We start from the raw sequence: 20,390 nt of genomic DNA on the forward strand, positions 1-20,390 counted from the left end.
TTTAGATATATTCAAATAAGACTTCAACATAATTATTTTTTTAAACGGTATGTTGAAGTGAATTTGTATATTCTTGAGTGATATCAAGAATATCAAATGGTGAATATTTGGTATACCGATGTGCTTTCCTACCATTTTTTGATAGGTCTTCGAACAATCTGACAAGAATGGGAATCATGTCTCGACAGGATGTGAACAGCACATCGCGTATACTTGGAAAATAAATATATGTAATATATGTTGCCTTATATTTATTCACTGGTCTCTTTATGTTTCTTCTCCCAAATGAGCCTCCGCATTTTATAAGTTATACTGGCAATAAGACATAATGCAATCAACTGCCCGTACAAATGGCACTGGAATCGTTCGAGTTTTATCTTTTTAACCGCATGAATACCCAAAATAGATTTCTATGTTTTAAACGTTCACATTTTTGTTTAAAGTTCTTCTATTATCTTGTTGCAAACGCTTACTTGTTTGTGTATAATGAAGTCAAACTTAAAGGATTGTTACTGTTCGGCAGGCAAAACCTAAATTGATTCGAAGACTACTATTGCTATGTAGTTTTGGGGAATCAGTTTAGGTTTTTTTTATTATTTGTGATCACATTAGAAATAAAAAGAGGCGAACAAAATGAAAATCCATAAAATTTTAAATAATAATGTTGTTTGTACGATAAAAGAGAATAATAGTGAAATTATATTGATGGGTAGAGGTTTAGGATTTCAGAAAAAAGTGGGGGATACAATTGATGAATCTAAAATAGAAAAAACATTCGTTTTAGAAACAAAAGAAGTATCTGAGAAGCTTGCTACGTTATTAACTGAGATTCCTGTAGAGCATTTAGAAGTGACAGAGCAAATTGTACAATTAGCGAAAACTATTTTGCCGAGCCGTTTAAGCGAGTATATTTATCTTACATTAACAGATCACCTTAGCTTTGTGTTCACGCGGCATAAAGAAGGGATTGAGCTGAAAAATGCACTTCTTTGGGAAATCAAAAAGTTTTATCAAACAGAGTTTGAAATTGGTTTACGAGCTTTAGAGATTATTGAAAAAGAAACAGGTATTAGGCTTTCAGAGGATGAGGCTGGTTCGATTGCACTTCATTTAGTAAATGCTCAGCAAGGGGAACCAGAAATGCAGCAAACAGTAACAATGACAAAAATTGTTCAAGATATTTTAAATATTGTGAAGTATCATTATAAGATGGATTTAGATGAAAATTCATTTAACTATAGCCGATTTGTCACTCACTTACGATATTTTGCTCAACGTTTACTTCAGCATGAATCAAGCTCAAATGAAGATGACTTTTTATTTGAGCAAGTCAAACAAAAGTACAACGAAGCTTATCGTTGTACAGAGAAAATAGAAGAGTATTTACGTAGTAGACATAACACTCTTCTTTCGAAAGATGAAAAAATGTATGTAACGCTTCATATCCACCGTGTAACGAAGCGGGAATCAATTTGAATAAAATATAGGATTGTTACTGATTAGCAGGCAAAACCTAAATTAATTTCCATTTGCATGAAAATAATTTTGTGCAGGTGGGGATTAGTTTAGGTTTTTATTTTTAGAATGACTGAAAAAGGGAGGCGTGCATGCGATGAAATACGAACAATTAGCAAAAGATATTCTTAAAAATGTTGGTGGAACCGAAAATATAAATAGTGTGGTTCACTGTATTACCCGCCTAAGATTTCAATTAAAAGATGAGGGAAAAGCAAATACAGAAGTGCTGAAAAATATGGATGATGTTGTTACCGTTATGAAAAGCGGCGGACAGTATCAAGTTGTAATTGGCAATCATGTTGCTGATGTGTATAAAGCGGTTGTCACGGTTGGAGGCTTTCAGACGAAAGAGGATGAAAATATTGATGACCAAAAGAAAAGTAGTTTTATAGATATTGTTTCTAGTATTTTTACACCTGTTTTAAGTGTACTAGCCGCAACAGGGATGATTAAAGGTTTTAATGCGCTTATTTTAGCATTAGGCTGGTTAAGTCAAGAATCAGGAACTTATCAAATCTTAAATGCAGTTGGAGATTCATTATTTTACTTCTTCCCAATCTTTCTAGGTTATACAGCGAGTAAAAAGTTTCATGGTGCACCATTTATTGGGATGGCAATTGGCGGTGCGCTTGTTTATCCAGCTTTAGCTGGTTTAACAGCCGGGAAACCGCTTTATACATTATTTGCAGGGACAATGTTTGAATCACCTATTCATATTACTTTTTTAGGTATACCTGTTATTTTAATGAATTATGCGTCATCTGTTATTCCGATTATTTTAGCTACTTATTTTGCCGCTAAAGTAGAAAAAGAGTTAAAGAAAGTCATTCCAGATGTTGTGAAAACATTTTTAGTGCCATTTTTCACATTGCTGATTATTGTACCGATTACCTTTCTTGTCATTGGACCAATTGCAACATGGGCAGGTCAATTTTTAGGACAAGCTACACTATGGGCGTATCATTTAAGTCCGTTAGTCGCAGGTATTTTCCTTGGAGCGTTTTGGCAATTGTTTGTTATCTTTGGTCTTCATTGGGGTATTGTACCAATTGGATTTAATAATTTAGCAGTACATGGTGAAGATCCAATATTAGCTCTTATATTCGCTGCTTCTTTTGCACAAATTGGTGCTGTTCTTGGTGTTTGGATAAAAACAAATGAGAAGAAATTGAAAGAACTTAGTATGCCCGCTTTTATTTCTGGTATTTTCGGGATTACAGAGCCAGCTATTTATGGGATTACACTTCCGCAGAAAAAACCTTTCGTTATAAGTTGTATCGCTGGTGGTATTGGCGGAGGAATTCTTGGTGTATTTGGTACAAAGGCGTATATGGCAGGTGGCCTTGGAATATTTCAAATTCCAACATTTGTTAGTTCAAAAACAGGCATTACAGCGGGATTATGGGGATCTATTATTGCGATGATTGTTGCATTTGTATTAGGATTTGTACTTACTTACTTGTTTGGTGTAAAGAAAAAGGGACAATCTGTTCAAGTAAATCCTGACCAGACAAAACCATCTCAGCACGAGGAAGTTCATGCTACTATGAATAGTGAAGTCATTGTGAGTCCTTTTTATGGAGAAGTAAAACCGTTAAAAGATATTGAAGATGCAGCGTTTGCCTCAGGCGTTCTTGGGAAAGGGGTAGCGATTGAACCTTCAGAAGGAAAATTATTTTCACCAGTTTCTGGTACAGTTTCCGCACTTTTTCCAACGAATCATGCCTTAGGAATTACGACGGAAACAGGGGCGGAGCTTCTAATTCATATCGGGATGGATACTGTGAAACTAGATGGGGAATTTTTCTCTTCTCATATTGCACAAGGAGATCATGTTGAAAAAGGACAATTATTGATTGAATTTAACATAGCTGAAATTCAAGACGCAGGCTATATTGTGACAACACCAGTTGTTGTTACAAATCATGATCAATATAACGTAATGATAAAAGAGAAGGGTCAGGTGACACCTGAAGAATCTGTAATCGAACTAGAAGTGAAATGATTTTTGAAATTTCATATTGTTTAAAACGAGGGAAGACATATTGCATGCCCTTCCTTCGTTAATTATTATATAAAGGAGTTTTCATATATGGCTAAAGTTACGTTTCCAAAAGGTTTTTTATGGGGTGGGGCAATGGCTGCTAACCAAGCTGAAGGAGCATATTTAGAAGATGGAAAAGGATTAACAACAGTGGATCTCCTTCCAACTGGTGAAAAACGTTGGGATATTATGAAAGGAAATATCCAATCCTTTACACCGATGGAAGGAGAATTTTATCCATCGCATGAAGCAATTGATTTTTACCATCGTTATAAAGAAGATATTGCTCTGTTTGCAGAAATGGGATTTAAAGCGTTACGCGTTTCGATTGCGTGGACACGTATTTTTCCAAATGGTGACGAGAAACAGCCAAATGAAACAGGTTTGCAGTTTTATGATAATTTGTTTGACGAATTATTGAAATATGGAATTGAGCCGGTCGTGACAATGGCTCATTTTGATGTACCTGTTCATTTAGTCGAAACATATGGAAGCTGGAGAAATCGAAAGCTTATCCATTTCTTTGAAACATATGCAAAAACGATTTTTAAACGATATAAAGATAAAGTGAAATATTGGATGACGTTTAATGAAATTAATATGCTACTGCATTTACCTTTCGTTGGTGCTGGTTTAACTTTTAAAGAAGGCGAAAATAAAAAACAAATTCAATATCAAGCAGCACATCATCAGCTTGTGGCAAGTGCTTTAGCAGTGAAAGCGTGCCATGAAATAATACCGGATGCTAAAATTGGTTGTATGCTTGCAGCAGGAGCGACGTATCCATATACATGCAATCCAGATGATGTTTTACGAGCGATGGAACAAGATAGAGAATCATTCTTTTTCATTGATGTACAAGCAAGAGGTGAATATCCTGGATATGCGAAGCGATTCTTTAAAGATAATCACTTAGAGATTGAAATGGAAAAAGAAGATGAAGAGATTTTAAAAGCATATACAGTGGATTATATTGGATTTAGCTACTATGCTAGCCGAGCAGCAAGTACAGACCCTGAAGTATTAAAGGGCATTACAAGTGGAAATGTATTTGGCTCTGTTGAAAATCCGTATCTTGAAAAATCAGAATGGGGCTGGACAATTGATCCAAAAGGGTTCCGTATTACAGCAAATCAACTGTACGATCGTTATCAGAAACCGCTGTTTGTTGTGGAAAATGGTCTAGGTGCAATTGACACATTACATGCTGAAGAAGAGATTAACGATGAGTATCGCATCGATTATTTACGAAAACATATGATTGAACTTTCAGAGGCAATCCAAGATGGGGTAGAGGTTATTGGATATACAAGCTGGGGCCCAATTGACCTTGTCAGCGCTTCAACAGGTGAGATGAAGAAACGGTATGGATATATTTATGTTGATAAAGATAATGAAGGAAAAGGATCATTAAAAAGATTCAAAAAGAAAAGTTTTGATTGGTATAAACAAGTCATTGCAACAAACGGTGAAAGTTTAAACGCTTAAATCGTAAGAAAACCTGTGCCAAAAGGTCGTACAAAAGGCTCTTTTGGTGACAGGTTTTTCTTTTTTACACTATATGAATGATGCACGCTTCATTATCTGCGCTTCGATATGAGATGTTGACCAATCGAAAAAAGGGCGTACATATCATTCTACTATTCTAGTTCCATTTATAAACATTTGATATAATGTTATATTGATATTATATATGTATGATTTACATTTTTAAATTTACATAATCGTTCATTACTCATGAAAGAAAAGAGGTACAAAATAATGGGTACGAAAAAGACTGTAGCGATATCCACACTTGCTTTAGCGATGATTACGGGAGTTGATACGACTCATGCTCAAGCGGATGAACCTGCTCAAATACAGGATTCTATTAAACCAAGTGTAGATGAGAAAGTTTCTGAATGGAAACAAGCGAAGCAAAATGTGAAAGATAAAGTCTCTGAATTGAAACAGGAAAAGCAAAGTATAGAAAACAAAGTGGATGAATGGAAACAAGAAAAGCAAAATATAAAAGACAAAGTCTCTGAATTGAAACAGGAAAAGCAAAATATAGAAAACAAAGTAGATGAATGGAAACAGAAAAAACAAAATATAGAAGAGAAAGTAGGGGAAATCAAGCAGGCGAAGCAAAATGTGAAAGACAAGGTTTCTGAATTGAGACAGGAAAAGCAAAATATAGAAGAGAAAATCCCTGAATTGAAAGAAATCAAACAAAATGTGGAAGAGAAAATAGAGGCATTTAAGCAGTTAAAGCAAACGGCAGAAAAAAAAGTGACGGAACTGAAACAAGTAAAGCAAAATGTAAACGAGCAAGTGTCTGAATTAAAACAGTTTGTTAAACAGATGGAAGAGAAAGTGAACGAGCTAAAACAAATGAAACAAGCGATAGAAAATAAAATCGCTGAATGGAAACAGACGAAGCAGCCTGGAGTAGAAGATAAAGTCTCTGAATGGGGACAGGAAAAGCAAAATATAGAGAATAAAATCGCTGCATTAACAGAGGCAAAGCAAAATGTAGAAAAGCAAGTCTCTGAACTAGCGCAGAAGAAACAAGCGAAAGAGGAGAATCGCATTACCTTTTTTTAAGCCGAAAACTGAAAATAGAGAACTTCCTAACGCCGGAGCGAGCGAATCTCATACAATGCCTTTAGGGGTGCTATCGATTTTAGGTGGAATTCTATTACTAGTGCGAAATAAAATGAAAAAAGTATTGTAAGCAACATATAAGAAAAAGAGTAGTTTCAAAAAATGAAAACTGTTCTTTTTTGTCTGTTTACTGTAAAGCGCTTTCGTTTTAATGTAGTTAATAACAATACGCTTTCAAATATATCATAACGGAAAGGGATATGGAACGCGACAGGAATTTTCTATGAATTCATCTAATGATGTAAACATGTGAAGAATGATTTAGGAAAACAACAAAACGAATAAGGGTGGAATAGCAAATGAAAAAAATTATAAATAAGCCGGAAACACTCGTCATGGAGATGTGCAATGGGATGGTCATGGCACATCCAGAACTTGAGTTATTAAAAAAGTATAAAGTAATTAAGAAAAAAGAAATGAATGAAAATAAAGTTACATTAATTAGTGGTGGCGGAAGTGGCCATGAACCAGCTCATGCTGGATTAGTTGGAAAAGGAATGCTAGATGCGGCAGTGTGCGGAGATGTGTTTGCTTCCCCTTCACAAATTCAAGTGTATCAGGCCATTAAAGCAACAGCGAGCAAAAAAGGTACGCTCCTTATTATTAAAAACTACAGCGGCGATATTATGAATTTTAAAAATGGTGCTCACTTAGCTACTGAGGATGGCATTCGAGTCGAATATGTTCGCGTAGATGATGATATTGCGGTAGAAGATAGCCTTTATACAGTTGGTCGCCGCGGTGTTGCTGGAGTCATACTTGTACATAAAATTGCCGGTGCAGCAGCAGAAGAAGGTATGGATTTAATGCAGGTCAAAGCTATAGCGGAAAAAGCAGTGGCGAATGTTCGTACAATTGGTATGGCGCTCACTTCTTGTACGGTTCCAGCTAGTGGTTCACCTACTTTCAAATTAGGTGAAGATGAGATGGAATACGGGGTTGGTATTCACGGAGAGCCAGGAAGAAAACGTGAAAAAGTTATGAGCGCAGATGAGCTAGCAATGCGCATGACAAATGATCTTTTGAAAGATTTAGAGCTAGACGAAGAGACTGAAATTGCTGTTTTAGTGAACGGTTTTGGCGGTACACCGCTTCAAGAATTGTATGTATTTAACAATGCAGTTACGAGAGAACTAAGTAAACGAAACATACGAATCAATAGAACGTTTGTTGGTAACTATATGACAAGTATTGATATGGCTGGGCTTTCTTTAACTATTATGAAATTGGATAAAGAGCTAAAGACATTGTTATCGAAAGAGTGTTATACGCCAGCGTTTCAAGTAGATGGTCTAGTGGAGAGGGTAGAATATATGCCTCTAGAGGAAGAGGAAGAAAAACAAGTTTCGTTTGAAGTAGAAACAGCGGAGAAACATGCGATAATTCAGAATGAGGTGCTTACGATAGACAATATGGTGTATCTTGTTGATAAAATGAGTGAAGTCATTATTCAAAATGAAATACCATTTTGTGAATTAGATACGCATGCGGGCGACGGAGATTTTGGAATGAGCGTTGCGAAAGGATTCAAGCAATTGAAACGTGAATGGAGCTCGATTTTGAAACAAGAGCCTTTCAATATTGGAACATTTCTAGATGCGTGCTCTATGGTCATTATGGAACATTGCGGCGGTGCTTCTGGTCCAATTTGGGGCGGGGCTTTTCGGGCTGCGAGTAAGGCTGCCGGAGAGCAAACAGAATTAACAGTTGGAGAAATGGCCAACATATTAGAAGCTTCCTTAAAGGGTATACAATGGATTGGAGAGCGCTCTTTCGGACGAGGAGCTGAGGTAGGCGATAAAACACTTGTGGATGCATTTGCACCTTGTGTACAGTCTTGGTTAGACAGTGCTACAAATGGTGTAGACTTTAAAACGGCTTTTGAAAAAGGAGCAGAGGCTGCAGTGAAGGGGGCGGAATATACAAAAGAAATCGTTGCTCGAATGGGTCGTGCTGGTACAGTTGGAGAACGCAGCTTAGGATATCCAGATGCCGGTGCCTATGCATTAGGAGTAATCTTTACGGAGCTTTCTCGTGCTTTAAGATCATAATATAAAAGATTGTCTAAAACATGTATGAATTGCTTATATGTTATGTTCCAATTTTAATTTTCGTGTAATAATAAAGATAAGAAATGCAAAAATATGATAGGAGAGTGTCAGTTATGATTGTAACAACAACAAATGAAATTCAAGGGAAAGAAATTATCGAGTATATTGATATCGTAAATGGTGAAGCGATTATGGGGGCAAATGTTGTCCGTGATTTGTTTGCTTCTGTTCGTGATGTTGTCGGTGGTCGTTCTGGGGCGTATGAGAGCAAGTTAAAAGAAGCGCGTGATGTTGCGATGGCAGAAATGAAAGAGCTGGCAAAACGAAAAGGTGCCAATGCAATTGTTGGTGTTGATGTAGATTACGAAGTTGTTCGTGATGGAATGTTAATGGTTGCGGTAAGTGGTACAGCGGTACGTATATAATAGAAAAAAGGAGGTCCCCTTATAGTAGGCAGCATTTGCTTACTATAAGGGGATTTTTCTTTTAAAAAATCAATTGTTTTTGTATTTAGATAATTTAATATAAATGGAATATACTGTAGACATAAAGGTGTAATATTACTTGTTCGATTAGTAAATAGAGAAGGGGATTGGAGAGAGTACAGTGTATTTTAAGAAATTTGTAGGTATCAGTATGGTAGCGGTGCTTACACTTGGGGGATGAGCGCTTGCAAATCATTAGAAAGTACAAAGGAAGTCAAACAAGAAAGCGCTTCGAAGGGGCAGAAAGAAGAAAAGAATCAAAAGAGTAAAAGTTATGAGATGACATTAGAAAGTGCAGAGTATACTTTACCTGAACGAGATTCAACACCTCTTAATGGACGAGTTCTGAAAGGGAAGGTAGGTATTAAAAATATAGGGAAAGAAGCGTTGAGATTCTCTCCAGACGATTTTGCTCTATATGTCAAAAATGAAAGCGTATTCGAAATATGGTGAGGATAGACTTTCTTTTGATGTGGTAGATCCAGGTAGAAAAGTATCTGGGGCTATATATTTTGATGTGAAAGAACTTGCAAATAAGGAAAAAGGATTGGAACGCCCTGCTAAAGCGTTAGAAGCTTACTTAAACGCAGGTTTTTACGATAAAGACGTAGATAAAATGAAAGACCTTACAGGTGAAGATGAAGAAAACTCCGATGATTAAAGTTTCACTTTATACAAATTAAGAAAAAAGAAGCAATGCTCAAAAGCGTTGCTTCTTTTCTTCTGTTAAGCAGATTGTCTTTTTACTTTTTCAAGTAAGCGAGCTAATATGTGGGCACGATAAGATTCTAGTTTTCTACCTTCATACGTGCGAATACCTAATTTTTTCAGTTCTTTTACGTACCAACCTTTACTTCCGAAATGCATAGTATCTCTCCCCTTCAAGTTATTTTTTATATTGCTTCTGATTTTTGGAGCGGGACATAGATGAAGGAAGTGAATTTCGTGTAAAATAGTTAACTTTGTTTCAAAAGACATATATACTAAAGGTAGTATATAACGAGGTGGACAGACGTGATTATAGAGAAGCACGAAATTCAAATTGACCAAATTACGAGCGGAAAGGTAAATATTTTTACCTTTTACCGAAATAGAAAGCAAATTGATGATCCGTTTTTAAAATTACAAGAACCATCGCTAACAGCTAACTACTTTTTCCATTTTCATTTGGACGTAGAAGGCTTAAGCATGTTGCAGGAAGAATTTCCAGGCATATATCCGTACGACGGGAATGGAACCATTCACGACTGGACGGAGAAAATGAAACAAGAGTTAACGCGCCAAATTCAAACTGGACAGTGGAATAGACGCGTGCGTATTGGAAATCGTATTCTTGATGTGGTATTTACGTGGTGTGATGAAGAGGTTGAATAAAAAAGAAGCGGAATTACGCTTCTTTTTTAGCGCTGGAATAAAATAAGCTTTCCTGCAGAAGATGTGCAGCGATGTGTTTTTTCATACAATCCTTTTTCTCGTAAGATAGCTTCTCCTTTTAATTTTGCTTCTTTTTCTGTTGCGGCCTCGAACGATTCATCTAATGCTTTAGAACCATCTTTTTCAAAGGCTGTTAGAACGTATACTCCCATGAAAATCCCCCTCCGATTTAAAATCAGAATCTTATAATTATTTTGTCATAAAACGGTAGAATATGCAAAGAAATATATGACATAGCGTGTTACAATAAAGTGAAACTTTTGAAACATAGAAAGGGTCGTTTGTTAGTGAAACAAATAAAGTTTATACATGCAGCTGATTTGCATTTAGATAGCCCGTTTAAAGGTATGGAAATGAGTGTACCAACCTCTATTTGGGAAAGAATGAAGCAAAGTACATTTCGATCATTTGAACGGATCATTGATAAAGCCATTCAAGAGCGCGTTGATTTTGTATTGCTTGCTGGTGATTTATATGATGCGGATACGAGAAGTTTACGCGCACAAGTATTTGTAAGAGAGCAGATGAAACGACTTGCGCAGTATGACATTTCGGTATATATCATTCATGGTAATCATGATCATTTAGGAGGAAGCTGGGCGGCGATTGAGTTTCCAGACAATGTTCATATATTTACTGAGCCATATGTGGAAGAAAAGTCATTTTACAAAGATGGAGAACTTCTTGCTTCTATTTATGGTTTTAGTTATTTACAGCAGGCAGTAACAGATAATATGACAGCGCAGTATACGAAAATGAGCGATGCACCATTTCATATTGGGCTGCTTCACGGCAGTGTAGAAGGGGATGCAGAGCATAACCGTTATGCACCATTTCAAATTCGTGAACTGAAAGAAAAAGAATTTCATTATTGGGCACTTGGCCATATACATAAGCGTGAGATATTGGTAGAGAACCCACCTATCATTTATCCAGGGAATATACAAGGGCGTCACCGAAAGGAAGCGGGTGAAAAGGGTGCATATCTTGTGGAAATGACAGAGCAAGAGACAAGGTGTTCGTTTTTTCACACAGCGGATGTTATTTGGGAAGAGATTGAACTTTCAATTGAGGGACTTGATACTGTTGATGATTTTATGAAGGCTGCTTCAGAAGTGTTGCAGAAACAGCGAAAAGTTGAAGAAGGAATTTTTTTAACTGTTATTTTGACAGGACAAGGTCCGTTGTCTTCGTATTTACGTGATGAAAAACGTGTTGAAGAGATTTTTCATATTTTAAGTGCTGGAGAAGAGCGCAAAGATTTTGTTTATGTGATGAAGTGGAAAAATGAGACAGCTTCCTTTGCAGAAATCCAGCAGTTAAAGGAAGAAAATCATTTTGTTGGGAGCGTATTGCAAGAGTTAGAATCTTTTACAAACATGGATACAATCCTTCAAACGATTTGGACATCGCCTGTTGCCCGTAATGTCATTGAGCCGTTTTCAGATGAGGAACAAGCAGAGATTCAAAAGGAAGCAGAAAATATTATATTAGAGCAATTATTCCAGCAAGAGAGGGATACAAAATGAGAATTGAAAAACTCCATATTTATGGCTATGGAAAACTAGAAAATGTAGAAATGGATCTTTCCTTGTTGACGGTGTTATATGGTGAAAATGAAGCGGGAAAATCAACGATTCGTTCGTTTATAAAAAGCATTTTATTTGGCTTTAAGATGAGGGGACAAAAGCGTTATGAACCGAAAGAAGGCGGTAAGTATGGCGGAGCAATTACTGTGATGACGAAGCAGTATGGTCGGCTAAAAATCGAACGCCTTCCGAAAACAGCAAGCGGGGAAGTAACCGTTTATTTTGAAGATGGAAAAATGGGTGGAGAAGAAGTGTTACAAGCTATCACAAAGGGGATGAATGAGCAGTTATTCGACTCTGTTTTTTCATTTGATATGCACGGTTTACAAAATATTCATCAGCTCGGCGAAGCGGAAATTGGAAACTATTTATTTTCAGCAAGTGCGGTTGGAAGCGATGCGTTATTGCGACTGGATAGAAAGCTAGAAAAAGAAATGGATCAGCGCTTTAAACCAAATGGTCGTAAGCCTGAGATTAATGCATCACTGCAAGAGATGAAGAAACTGAAAGAGAATTTGAATGAGTGGCAAGGAAAGATTGGTGCGTATGAAAAACATGTGAAGCAGCTCAAGGAGAGTGAAGAGAAACTTGTTCAAATTCGCCATGAAAAAGAGCGAGCAGAGCAGCGCAAGCAAGATTATGAAATATTGTCAGCACTTCAGCCACTTATGATTGAAAAACGAACTTACGAAATGGTACTAAAAGAGCAGCTGGGGCATTTTCCTGTTTCGGGTATAGCGCGCTATGAATCGATAAAAGCAAAACTTGAACCGCTTCATATACAGCTAGATACACTTCAAGAAAAGATGGACATGGCACAATCGAAAATGAAATCGCTGCAAATAGATGATGCGCTTTTGCGAAAAGAAAGTGATATCGAAGCACTTCGCATGCAGCACATATCATATGAAAATGCACGTCAAGAAATGCGAGAGATGACGAGCCGTATTCAAAATATAAGAGAGGAAATAGAAGAATTACAACATCAAATTGGTGCTAGTTTTGAAGAAGAAAGTGTACGCTCTTTTGATACAAGTCTTGCGGTAAAAGAATTGATTACACAAACGATTCAAAAAGCGAGAGAATTAGAAGTGCGAAAACAGGAGTTAGATCGAAACTTTCAAGTAACGCAGGAGCAATTAGAAGAACAAGAAGAACATATCGCATACATTCGAAAACAAATGTTGTCAGAGGAAGAAAGACAAGCGCTTATGGAGAAAGAAAAATCATTTCAAGGTGGAATCCATATAAGTGCAGAACGTATGCAGCGTAAATATGAAGAAAGAACAAGAGGCACGTTTGAGAAGAAAAAGCGCTGGCAGAAAATTTGTTTTCTATTATTACTAATGAATATAGGGGTTTTACTAACGAGTGTATTTTTAGATAATCGAACTTTGTTATTTACAAGCGTCATTTTCTTTGTATTGATTGTACTGGCATTTGTTTTATATAAAGACCCAGCTTCAGACCGCTTGCAAGAAGAACTGTTAACACTTCAGCAAAACAGTGAGGGGCGGCAAAGTGAAGAAGTTATGTCCATTCGTTATAAGTTAGAAAAAGATGAAGAAATGCGCAAAGTATTTGAGCGAGAAGCTTATAAATTGCAGCAAATAGAAAGAAGCTATGAAAAAATTGTGTCGGCATATGAAGATTGGGAAAGAGATACGTTTCGTGTAGGGGAGCAAGTAGAGGGGTATAAAAAACGTTATCATTTCCCAACCTTTTATACGCATGCGCATCTATTGCCGGCATTTGAGCGAATGGAAAAGATGCAACAATTGTACCGAGAATTAGGAAAGCAGCTTGAGCGAAAAGATGTATTATATGAAATGATTTCGCAATTTGAACATAAACTAGAACATGTTTTGGCAGGAACAGATTTTGATGCACTTCTGAAAATCACTCATCGTATTCAGCAGGAAAAAGAAAAAGTGCAAGAACTGAAACAGTGGCGAGAGAAGCTTGCGGAGTGGCAGGAAGAACATGCAGCCTTACAGCACCAAATGAAGCAGCTTCAATCTGAAAGAGATGGATTATGGAACATGGCGGGAGTTCAGGATGAGGAATCATTTTTAGAAGCAGGGATGCAAGCAGAAAAACGTGAAGATGCAGAGAAACAATTACAGCGCCTCTTACCACAAATTGATATGTTAAAGCAGCGTTTAACATATTTATCTTTAGAAGAGAACTATCAAGTAGATGGTTATGAAGACAAATTAAGAGAAGAAAGGCAGCATATACAAACACTTCTGTCGCAAGAAAAAGAACAAACGGAGCGCATTGCAGAGTGCCGCGTAGAAATTGCAAATTTAGAAAAAGGTAATACGTATGGGGATTTATTACATGAATGGGAAATGAAAAAGTCGCATGTACGGGAACAAGTGAAAAAGTGGGCGGCATATGCGGCAGCCAAATCGGTGTTAACGAAAACGAAGCAATATTATCATGAAGTGCACCTTCCGCGCATTTTACAAAAGGCGGAGGAGTATTTTGTTTACTTAACAGGTGAGAAATATAACAAAATCTTTTCACCGTCAGCAACAGAGCCATTTATCGTTCAGCGCAGTGATGGACTTCGTTTTTACAGTTATGAGCTTAGTCAAGCAACGGCGGAGCAACTCTATTTATCACTACGTTTTGCGCTTGCTCATACGTTTGAACATCATTATCCATTTATTATCGATGATAGCTTTGTTCATTTTGACGCGGTTCGGACAGAGCGGACAATCGCGTTAATGAAAGAGATTGCAAAGAAGAGACAAGTCATCTTCTTTACATGCCATGCTCACTTATTATCGTTCTTTACGGAAAAACAGATGATAAAATTAACGCCAGAGCGTAAAGAAAATAGGGTGTAGTGTGCTATACTAAAAGTACTTAAGTTGGTGGAGGAATCAGGATGAAAAAGAAAATTGCAGAATATGAAGTTGGTGAACAAGTCGATCTTTTCTTGCTTATTAAGACAGCAACAAAAGGAATCGCAAGTAACGGGAAGCCGTTTTTAACAGTAATCTTGCAAGACCAAAGCGGAGATATTGAAGCAAAGCTATGGGATGTATCACCGGAAGTGGAGAGACAATATACAGCGGAAACAATTGTAAAAGTAGCTGGTGATATTCAAAATTATAAAGGACGTATCCAGCTTCGTGTTAAGCAAATCCGTGTTGCAAATCCGAATGAAGTAACAGATATCTCAGACTTTGTTGAAAAAGCACCAGTGAAAAAAGAAGATATGGTGGAAAAAATTACGCAGTACATATTTGAAATGAGAAATCCGAACATTCAGCGTCTAACAAGACATTTATTAAATAAGCATCAAAATGATTTCTTAGATTATCCAGCAGCGACGAAAAATCATCATGAGTTCGTATCAGGACTTGCTTACCATGTTGTATCTATGCTGGATTTGGCGAAAGCAATTTCGACGCTGTATCCATCTTTAGATAAAGATTTACTCTATGCAGGTGTCATCTTGCATGACCTTGGTAAAGTTATCGAGTTATCAGGTCCAATTTCGACAACATATACATTAGAAGGAAACTTACTCGGTCATATTTCAATTATGGTGAACGAAATTGGAAAAGCAGCAGAAGAGTTGAAAATTGAGGGAGAAGAAGTATTAATCCTTCAGCACATCGTCTTATCTCATCATGGAAAAGCAGAGTGGGGAAGCCCCAAACCACCATTAGTAAAAGAAGCGGAAATTTTACACTACATCGATAATTTAGATGCAAAAATGAACATGATGGACCGCGCTCTTGGACGCACAAAACCAGGCGAATACACAGAACGCGTCTTTGCGCTTGATAACCGTTCGTTCTATAAACCGAAGTTCCAAACGTATTATGACAAGTAATGTTAGTTAATAATTACATTTACTTGCCCACGTGATTTTAAAAAGGGATTATATTGGTTTACGGCAGTTTTCTCTATAGATTTAGTTAGATGTAAATAAATCTATAGAGGAATGCCCGAACCATTCCGATACATACTTACAGATTTGCATCATTTTGTAATAGATGTATAGCGTGGTTGTGTTTTAACCCGTACAATGTGATGGGGCTAAAACTTTTACTTTATCTCCTCCTTCTTCCTATTTATTTATGAGCGAAAAGATATGAGAAAATACTTTCATAATACTTAGAAGTTTGAAACTGCTAAACTTAGTATAAACATCAAAAATGGCTTGCACACATTCAAATGACGAAAATCGTTGCATTTGATTATAAACATATAAACAATGTTGTTGGTATTGACTTAGGAATCAACTTTCTTGTTACCACTTTTCCCTTCAAAAATTTTTGTATGCCCCCTACAAACTCTAATTGATTACCATAACGTTTATGAATGTAGCTCTTCATATATTCTTCCCAACTCTTACCTTCACCTGTAATAAGTAATACTTTTTTATTTTCCAATTCCGACAGCGTAAACCACCGCTTTTTCTCAGCAATCAGTGGTTTTATACCAAAGGGAACGAAGAATAAAGCCTTAAAGATCCGTTGCTTATTATGAGTTGATTGCGAATCTTTTATTATATGCAGGTGCTTTGAGAGTATCTAACGTATAATTATGGTTTACAATTTTCTCAATTGGCCTTTCGTGCTTATGGGAAAATCTGAATATATAAAATATTTATAAGAAGGAAAACGAATTGCTTTAAGTTCATCAGGAAAGGCTCGTTATGTGGATTCGTATAAACACTACATATAAACTACTCATTGCTCTAGGTAAACTACTGAATAACTCCATACAAACTCCAGATAGTGTCTATAGAATAAAAAATATCAAGGAGGTTAGAAAAAATGAATTTTATAAAACGCGCAATTCTAAGTATGAAAAAACGAAAGGGAACGTCATTCATTTTGTTAGGTGTCTTTTTAATTGTTACAAATTTAGTGTTGGCAGGATTTACAATTCAAAACGCATCAAAAAAGGCAGCCGAATCAGCAAGAAAAAAACTGGGCACAGATGTCACTTTGAGTTTTGATTATGATAAGGCAGAAAAAGCAAGGGGAACTGGAGGAATGCCTCATCCACCAAACCTCAATGCAAAATTAGCAAGTCAATTAGGAAAATCTCAATATGTAAAAGACTACAATTATACAGCAACTACGCTCGGCATTCCGGATGGTTTTAAATTAGTAGGATCTTTAGAAGAACAGGAAGGACCTACAGAGAAGAAGAGTATAAAAGGAGACGTAGATTGGAACTCTTCTTTTGTCATAGAAGCAATTCGTAAGATTTCTCTAGAAGAAAGTTTTAAAAATGGAAAAAGTAAAATTATTGATGGGAAACCTATTACAGAAAAGATGATAGATCAGAATGTCATTTTGATGGAAAAACGTTTAGCAGAACAAAATAAATTGAAAATAGGAGATAAGGTTAAAATTCGATCAGGCGAAGATAAGAAGAAATCTCTTGAAGCTGAAATTATTGGTATTTATGAAACAGAGAAGCAGGCATCAATAATAGGTGGAAGTGTCTCACCTATGATGGAGCCAGCTAATAAAATATATATGCCACACTCTACTTTAAAAAAATTAGAAGCAGGGCAAAAGGCCAGTAGCTCCGTGATGCAAGCTGTGTATTATTTGAAAGACCCAAAAGACATTGATGCATTTAGACAAGAAGCAAAACAATCGGATATTGATTTTAATTATTTTAAGTTAGATGCAAATGACGCTTTGTACAAAAAAATGATAAATCCTATTGAAAATATTTCTTCTATCTCTCAAATGATTATCTATATTGTATCTATTGCGAGTGCTATTATTTTGGGGTTAATTATTATGTTATCGATTAAAGCACGTCGTAAGGAAATGGGGATTCTATTGTCTATTGGAGAGAAAAAATGGAAACTAATAGCGCAGTTCATAGTAGAAGTAGCATGTGTTGCTATTTTAGCATTTGGATTATCCATAACAACAGGATCTAAAGTTTCGCAATTAATGGGAGATATTTTGCTCTCAAATGAAATCGCTACAGCAAGCGGAGAAGAAGATGAAAATGATAAGACAATATTTGTTGGAGCTGATGGTTCTGTACAAGAGACCAAAAAAGCAGACCCAGTTGATAAAATTGATGTAAGTGTAACAGGAGAGGATTTAGGGAAAATGGGGGGGATTGGATTAACTATTGCTATATTAGCAACTATACTTCCAGCCTTATCAATTCTACGTTTAAACCCGAAACAAATCCTGTTAAAAGATGAATAAGGAGGCTCAGCATGGAGACAATTTTACTATTTAAGAACTTAACTTATTATTATGAAAGTGACGAAAAAAGAGTAACGATATTAGATAATGTTACTTTTTCTTTTCAAGCAGGGCATTTTTACACAATCTTAGGGCCGTCTGGATCTGGTAAAACCACAGCGCTTAGTTTAGGCTGTGGTTTGGATACACCAAAAAGTGGCTATGTACTATATAGGGGGAGGGACATTCAAAAGATTGGTTTGGATCGATACCGTAATCAATATGTATCCGTGATTTTTCAATCCTATAACTTACTTACCTATATGACCGCTCTTCAAAATGTACTAACGGCAATGGAAATTACAGGTGTTAAGGTGCAAAATAAAAGGAAAAGGGCATTAGAATTGTTAGAAAAGGTAGGCCTTACAGAAGCAGAGGTGAATCGTAATGTTCTGCAATTAAGTGGTGGACAACAGCAACGCGTAGCAATTGCTCGAGCACTATCTTGCAATGTAGAGTTACTTATTGCTGATGAACCAACAGGGAACCTTGATGAAGAGACAGCACAAGAAGTGATTCGATTGTTTCAAGAGCTTGCTCATCAAGAGAATAAATGTGTTATTGTTGTAACACATTCACGAGAAGTGGCAGAACAATCGGATCGAACCATTTACTTACGCCAGAAGAGATTAGTAGTAAAAGATATTAATAATCCTTAAAAAATAGGGAGCTGTCCCAAAAGCGGTTATTTTTTTGATTTTCTTCCTCAAACGAGCGTTTTTTCTGCCTGTTTGAGGAAGTTGTGGGCTATGGCAATCATCCAAAACTCAACCGTTCCTTAATTTGTTGGAATGTATGCTGGATATTTTGTTGAAGTTTCTCTTCTATAAATTATCTGTTGCTTTTCTCCATACGAAAGAATATTTATCTTTCATTCGTTCTGAACAAATGCGATTAATCGTTCGAAAATCCGGCATTTGTTGCCTAGATCGCTACACCATTGGTAAGTGTTCTCGTAATGATTTGGCAATATCGCGGCAAGAATAGATTTTTTGCGTATATGCATAGAGAATCACTTTTGTCATCATTTTCGGGTGGTAGGAACTACGGCCACCCCCTTGATAACGAGAAAAGAATAGATCATCATTGACTTGTTCTACCATCTCATGGATGACCCTGACTATATGATCTTCGGGAATTAAATCGCTATAATCCATTGGTAGCATCAGTTGCCACAGGTTATAATGAATGAAAGTAGCTGAATGGTTACTCATAAAAAAAGAAGGGCTATCCCATAAGCCGGTTTCACCGACTTATGGGATAGCCCCATTTTTTACATATTGGAATGTTAATGAAAAATTGCACCCCATTTTCTATATTGCTTATAGAATACGTGATACCTAGCGTTTCGAAAATTTGTTTGACGATATAAAGACCTAAACCACTCCCTCCCGTATTTCGACTTCTTGATTTTTCAACCCGATAAAATGGTTTGAAGAGATGTTGTATATCCTCTTCTTTAATCTTTACACCTGTATTGATGACCTGCATTTGAATTTGATTTTGTTTAGCGTTGCTGGATAATTTTATATAAACTTTCTCTTTAGGTGGTGAATACATCACTGCATTATGAATAATATTTTTACAGGCTTTTTCTAAGAGAACAGGATCTGTAAAAATAAACTCGGTAAAATCAATTTGCTTTTTAATTTGAATGTCCTTTTGAGAAGCAAAAAATCCGAGATCTTTAGTAATTCTATCTATTAATTTTGATAGCTTTACTTCTTTTAATTGTGGTTTAAAGGTGTGTTGTTCTAATTTTGCCATACTTAAAATTTCGTGAACCAATCGCTCCAGATTTTCAATAATTTGATGATTTTTCTGTAAGTATTGGTTACGATCTTGATACGGGCCAATATTATATATCATTCCTTCTACGTATCCTTTCATAACCGTTAGCGGAGTCTTTAATTCATGTGCTACCGTAGCAAAAAATTCTCTTCGTTTTGCTTCTACTTCTTTTTCTTTTTCAATATCGCTTTTTAATTGCTGATTTGCTCTTTTTAGGTTGAGCATAGCCTGCTGTAAATTAATGGACATATCGTTCAAACTATTAGATAATTCCCCTAATTCATCTGTGGAACGAACTTCTATTTTTTCTGAAAAATCTAATTTCGCCATTTTTTGTGCACCTTCATTAATATAAATGAGAGGCTTTGTAATTAACCTTGAATAGAAATAAGCACTTCCTATACCAATCACAAGTACAATGATACTAATATAGGGAAGAAAACGTACCAAGACCTGTGATGCTTCATCAATAGGTTGAAATGTTGCGAATACCATAAGTATTAAGTTAGCATCTTGGAATTGAATGGGTACCGTAACATCATATAAATTACGAGTGGTATCTGAGCTACCTATGG

The 20,390-nt window shown here is 36.3% G+C and carries 17 protein-coding genes and 3 pseudogenes; 14 read left to right on the top strand and 6 right to left on the bottom strand.

Going from position 1 to position 20,390, the window contains the following annotated elements:
* Positions 1 to 128: 128 nt before the first annotated feature.
* A pseudogene (locus tag MR059_RS10550) lies at positions 129 to 410 on the bottom strand (IS4 family transposase); the annotation flags it as partial.
* Positions 411 to 633: 223 nt separating this feature from the next.
* On the opposite strand from MR059_RS10550, the gene licT reads away from it, so the two are divergent.
* The 8 genes from licT (at position 634) to MR059_RS10590 (ending at position 9,405) form a co-directional block, all read left to right on the top strand.
* Positions 634 to 1,476 (top strand): BglG family transcription antiterminator LicT, encoded by an 843-nt coding sequence (gene licT / locus MR059_RS10555; RefSeq protein WP_011983875.1) that lies wholly within the window; start codon positions 634 to 636, stop codon positions 1,474 to 1,476.
* A gap of 136 nt (positions 1,477 to 1,612) precedes the next feature.
* The gene (locus tag MR059_RS10560) at positions 1,613 to 3,523 is read left to right on the top strand and encodes a beta-glucoside-specific PTS transporter subunit IIABC (RefSeq protein WP_011983876.1); all 1,911 of its coding nucleotides are present in this window, start codon (positions 1,613 to 1,615) and stop codon (positions 3,521 to 3,523) included.
* 87 nt (positions 3,524 to 3,610) lie between these two features.
* Positions 3,611 to 5,050, top strand: coding sequence for a 6-phospho-beta-glucosidase (locus tag MR059_RS10565; RefSeq protein WP_011983877.1), 1,440 nt, complete (start codon positions 3,611 to 3,613; stop codon positions 5,048 to 5,050).
* Between the two features lie 273 nt (positions 5,051 to 5,323).
* Positions 5,324 to 6,148 (top strand): coiled-coil domain-containing protein, encoded by an 825-nt coding sequence (locus MR059_RS10570; RefSeq protein ID WP_242161743.1) that lies wholly within the window; start codon positions 5,324 to 5,326, stop codon positions 6,146 to 6,148.
* Positions 6,129 to 6,278: an LPXTG cell wall anchor domain-containing protein gene (locus MR059_RS22000; RefSeq protein ID WP_242161762.1), complete on the top strand. Its 150-nt coding sequence runs from the start codon at positions 6,129 to 6,131 to the stop codon at positions 6,276 to 6,278. Before MR059_RS10570 ends, MR059_RS22000 begins: the two co-directional genes overlap by 20 nt.
* 229 nt (positions 6,279 to 6,507) lie before the next feature.
* Complete coding sequence (gene dhaK, locus MR059_RS10580; protein WP_011983879.1) at positions 6,508 to 8,259, top strand: dihydroxyacetone kinase subunit DhaK; 1,752 nt, start codon at positions 6,508 to 6,510, stop codon at positions 8,257 to 8,259.
* 113 nt (positions 8,260 to 8,372) lie between these two features.
* Entirely contained in the window at positions 8,373 to 8,684 is a 312-nt protein-coding gene (locus MR059_RS10585; RefSeq protein ID WP_011983880.1) for a heavy metal-binding domain-containing protein, read from the top strand.
* Positions 8,685 to 9,162: 478 nt separating this feature from the next.
* Positions 9,163 to 9,405, top strand: a complete 243-nt coding sequence (locus MR059_RS10590) for a DUF5105 domain-containing protein (protein ID WP_242161744.1) — start codon at positions 9,163 to 9,165, stop codon at positions 9,403 to 9,405.
* Between the two features lie 65 nt (positions 9,406 to 9,470).
* Here MR059_RS10590 and MR059_RS10595 read toward each other — a convergent pair whose 3' ends face one another.
* Entirely contained in the window at positions 9,471 to 9,611 is a 141-nt protein-coding gene (locus MR059_RS10595; protein WP_011983883.1) for a YflJ family protein, read from the bottom strand.
* Between the two features lie 147 nt (positions 9,612 to 9,758).
* On the opposite strand from MR059_RS10595, the gene MR059_RS10600 reads away from it, so the two are divergent.
* On the top strand, positions 9,759 to 10,118 hold the full coding sequence (locus MR059_RS10600; RefSeq protein WP_011983884.1) for a hypothetical protein: 360 nt from the start codon (positions 9,759 to 9,761) through the stop codon (positions 10,116 to 10,118).
* A gap of 26 nt (positions 10,119 to 10,144) precedes the next feature.
* Here MR059_RS10600 and MR059_RS10605 read toward each other — a convergent pair whose 3' ends face one another.
* Positions 10,145 to 10,330, bottom strand: coding sequence for a YhzD family protein (locus MR059_RS10605; protein WP_011983885.1), 186 nt, complete (start codon positions 10,328 to 10,330; stop codon positions 10,145 to 10,147).
* 135 nt (positions 10,331 to 10,465) lie between these two features.
* Here MR059_RS10605 and MR059_RS10610 point away from each other — a divergent pair, with 135 nt between their 5' ends.
* Genes MR059_RS10610 through yhaM form a run of 3 tightly spaced genes read left to right on the top strand, consistent with a single transcriptional unit; the run spans position 10,466 to position 15,623 of the window.
* A complete protein-coding gene (locus MR059_RS10610; protein WP_048722177.1) occupies positions 10,466 to 11,707 on the top strand; it encodes a metallophosphoesterase family protein in 1,242 nt (413 codons plus the stop codon).
* Complete coding sequence (locus MR059_RS10615; RefSeq protein WP_242161745.1) at positions 11,704 to 14,625, top strand: ATP-binding protein; 2,922 nt, start codon at positions 11,704 to 11,706, stop codon at positions 14,623 to 14,625. The genes MR059_RS10610 and MR059_RS10615 overlap by 4 nt, the downstream gene beginning before the upstream one ends.
* Before the next feature lie 41 nt (positions 14,626 to 14,666).
* Positions 14,667 to 15,623 (top strand): 3'-5' exoribonuclease YhaM, encoded by a 957-nt coding sequence (gene yhaM / locus MR059_RS10620; RefSeq protein WP_011983888.1) that lies wholly within the window; start codon positions 14,667 to 14,669, stop codon positions 15,621 to 15,623.
* 2 nt (positions 15,624 to 15,625) lie between these two features.
* Here the strand turns inward: yhaM and MR059_RS22470 are convergent.
* Positions 15,626 to 15,837: pseudogene (locus MR059_RS22470) on the bottom strand (site-specific integrase); the annotation flags it as partial.
* A 735-nt stretch (positions 15,838 to 16,572) separates the two neighbouring features.
* Here MR059_RS22470 and MR059_RS10630 point away from each other — a divergent pair.
* Together MR059_RS10630 and MR059_RS10635 are read left to right on the top strand one after the other, a co-directional pair.
* A complete protein-coding gene (locus tag MR059_RS10630) occupies positions 16,573 to 17,985 on the top strand; it encodes an ABC transporter permease (RefSeq protein ID WP_242161746.1) in 1,413 nt (470 codons plus the stop codon).
* A gap of 11 nt (positions 17,986 to 17,996) precedes the next feature.
* A complete protein-coding gene (locus MR059_RS10635) occupies positions 17,997 to 18,683 on the top strand; it encodes an ABC transporter ATP-binding protein (RefSeq protein ID WP_011983891.1) in 687 nt (228 codons plus the stop codon).
* A 273-nt stretch (positions 18,684 to 18,956) separates the two neighbouring features.
* On the opposite strand, the gene MR059_RS22475 is transcribed toward MR059_RS10635, so the two are convergent.
* Positions 18,957 to 19,238: a transposase gene (locus MR059_RS22475; protein ID WP_472926997.1), complete on the bottom strand. Its 282-nt coding sequence runs from the start codon at positions 19,236 to 19,238 to the stop codon at positions 18,957 to 18,959.
* 31 nt (positions 19,239 to 19,269) lie between these two features.
* A pseudogene (locus MR059_RS10645) lies at positions 19,270 to 20,367 on the bottom strand (sensor histidine kinase); the annotation flags it as partial.
* Between the last annotated feature and the right edge of the window lie 23 nt (positions 20,368 to 20,390).

The organism is Bacillus cereus group sp. BfR-BA-01522 (assembly GCF_022662635.1).
Classification (GTDB): Bacteria; Bacillota; Bacilli; order Bacillales; family Bacillaceae_G; genus Bacillus_A; species Bacillus_A cytotoxicus.

What these genes read in the sequence shown, in the direction of transcription:
- licT (WP_011983875.1), top strand. Translation starts at nt 634, where the DNA reads ATGAAAATCCATAAAATTTTAAATAATAATGTTGTTTGTACGATAAAA.
- MR059_RS10560 (WP_011983876.1), top strand. Translation starts at nt 1,613, where the DNA reads ATGAAATACGAACAATTAGCAAAAGATATTCTTAAAAATGTTGGTGGA.
- MR059_RS10565 (WP_011983877.1), top strand. Translation starts at nt 3,611, where the DNA reads ATGGCTAAAGTTACGTTTCCAAAAGGTTTTTTATGGGGTGGGGCAATG.
- MR059_RS10570 (WP_242161743.1), top strand. Translation starts at nt 5,324, where the DNA reads ATGGGTACGAAAAAGACTGTAGCGATATCCACACTTGCTTTAGCGATG.
- dhaK (WP_011983879.1), top strand. Translation starts at nt 6,508, where the DNA reads ATGAAAAAAATTATAAATAAGCCGGAAACACTCGTCATGGAGATGTGC.
- MR059_RS10585 (WP_011983880.1), top strand. Translation starts at nt 8,373, where the DNA reads ATGATTGTAACAACAACAAATGAAATTCAAGGGAAAGAAATTATCGAG.
- MR059_RS10590 (WP_242161744.1), top strand. Translation starts at nt 9,163, where the DNA reads ATGTCAAAAATGAAAGCGTATTCGAAATATGGTGAGGATAGACTTTCT.
- MR059_RS10595 (WP_011983883.1), bottom strand. Translation starts at nt 9,611, where the DNA reads ATGCATTTCGGAAGTAAAGGTTGGTACGTAAAAGAACTGAAAAAATTA.
- MR059_RS10605 (WP_011983885.1), bottom strand. Translation starts at nt 10,330, where the DNA reads ATGGGAGTATACGTTCTAACAGCCTTTGAAAAAGATGGTTCTAAAGCA.
- MR059_RS10615 (WP_242161745.1), top strand. Translation starts at nt 11,704, where the DNA reads ATGAGAATTGAAAAACTCCATATTTATGGCTATGGAAAACTAGAAAAT.
- yhaM (WP_011983888.1), top strand. Translation starts at nt 14,667, where the DNA reads ATGAAAAAGAAAATTGCAGAATATGAAGTTGGTGAACAAGTCGATCTT.
- MR059_RS10630 (WP_242161746.1), top strand. Translation starts at nt 16,573, where the DNA reads ATGAATTTTATAAAACGCGCAATTCTAAGTATGAAAAAACGAAAGGGA.
- MR059_RS10635 (WP_011983891.1), top strand. Translation starts at nt 17,997, where the DNA reads ATGGAGACAATTTTACTATTTAAGAACTTAACTTATTATTATGAAAGT.
- MR059_RS22475 (WP_472926997.1), bottom strand. Translation starts at nt 19,238, where the DNA reads ATGAGTAACCATTCAGCTACTTTCATTCATTATAACCTGTGGCAACTG.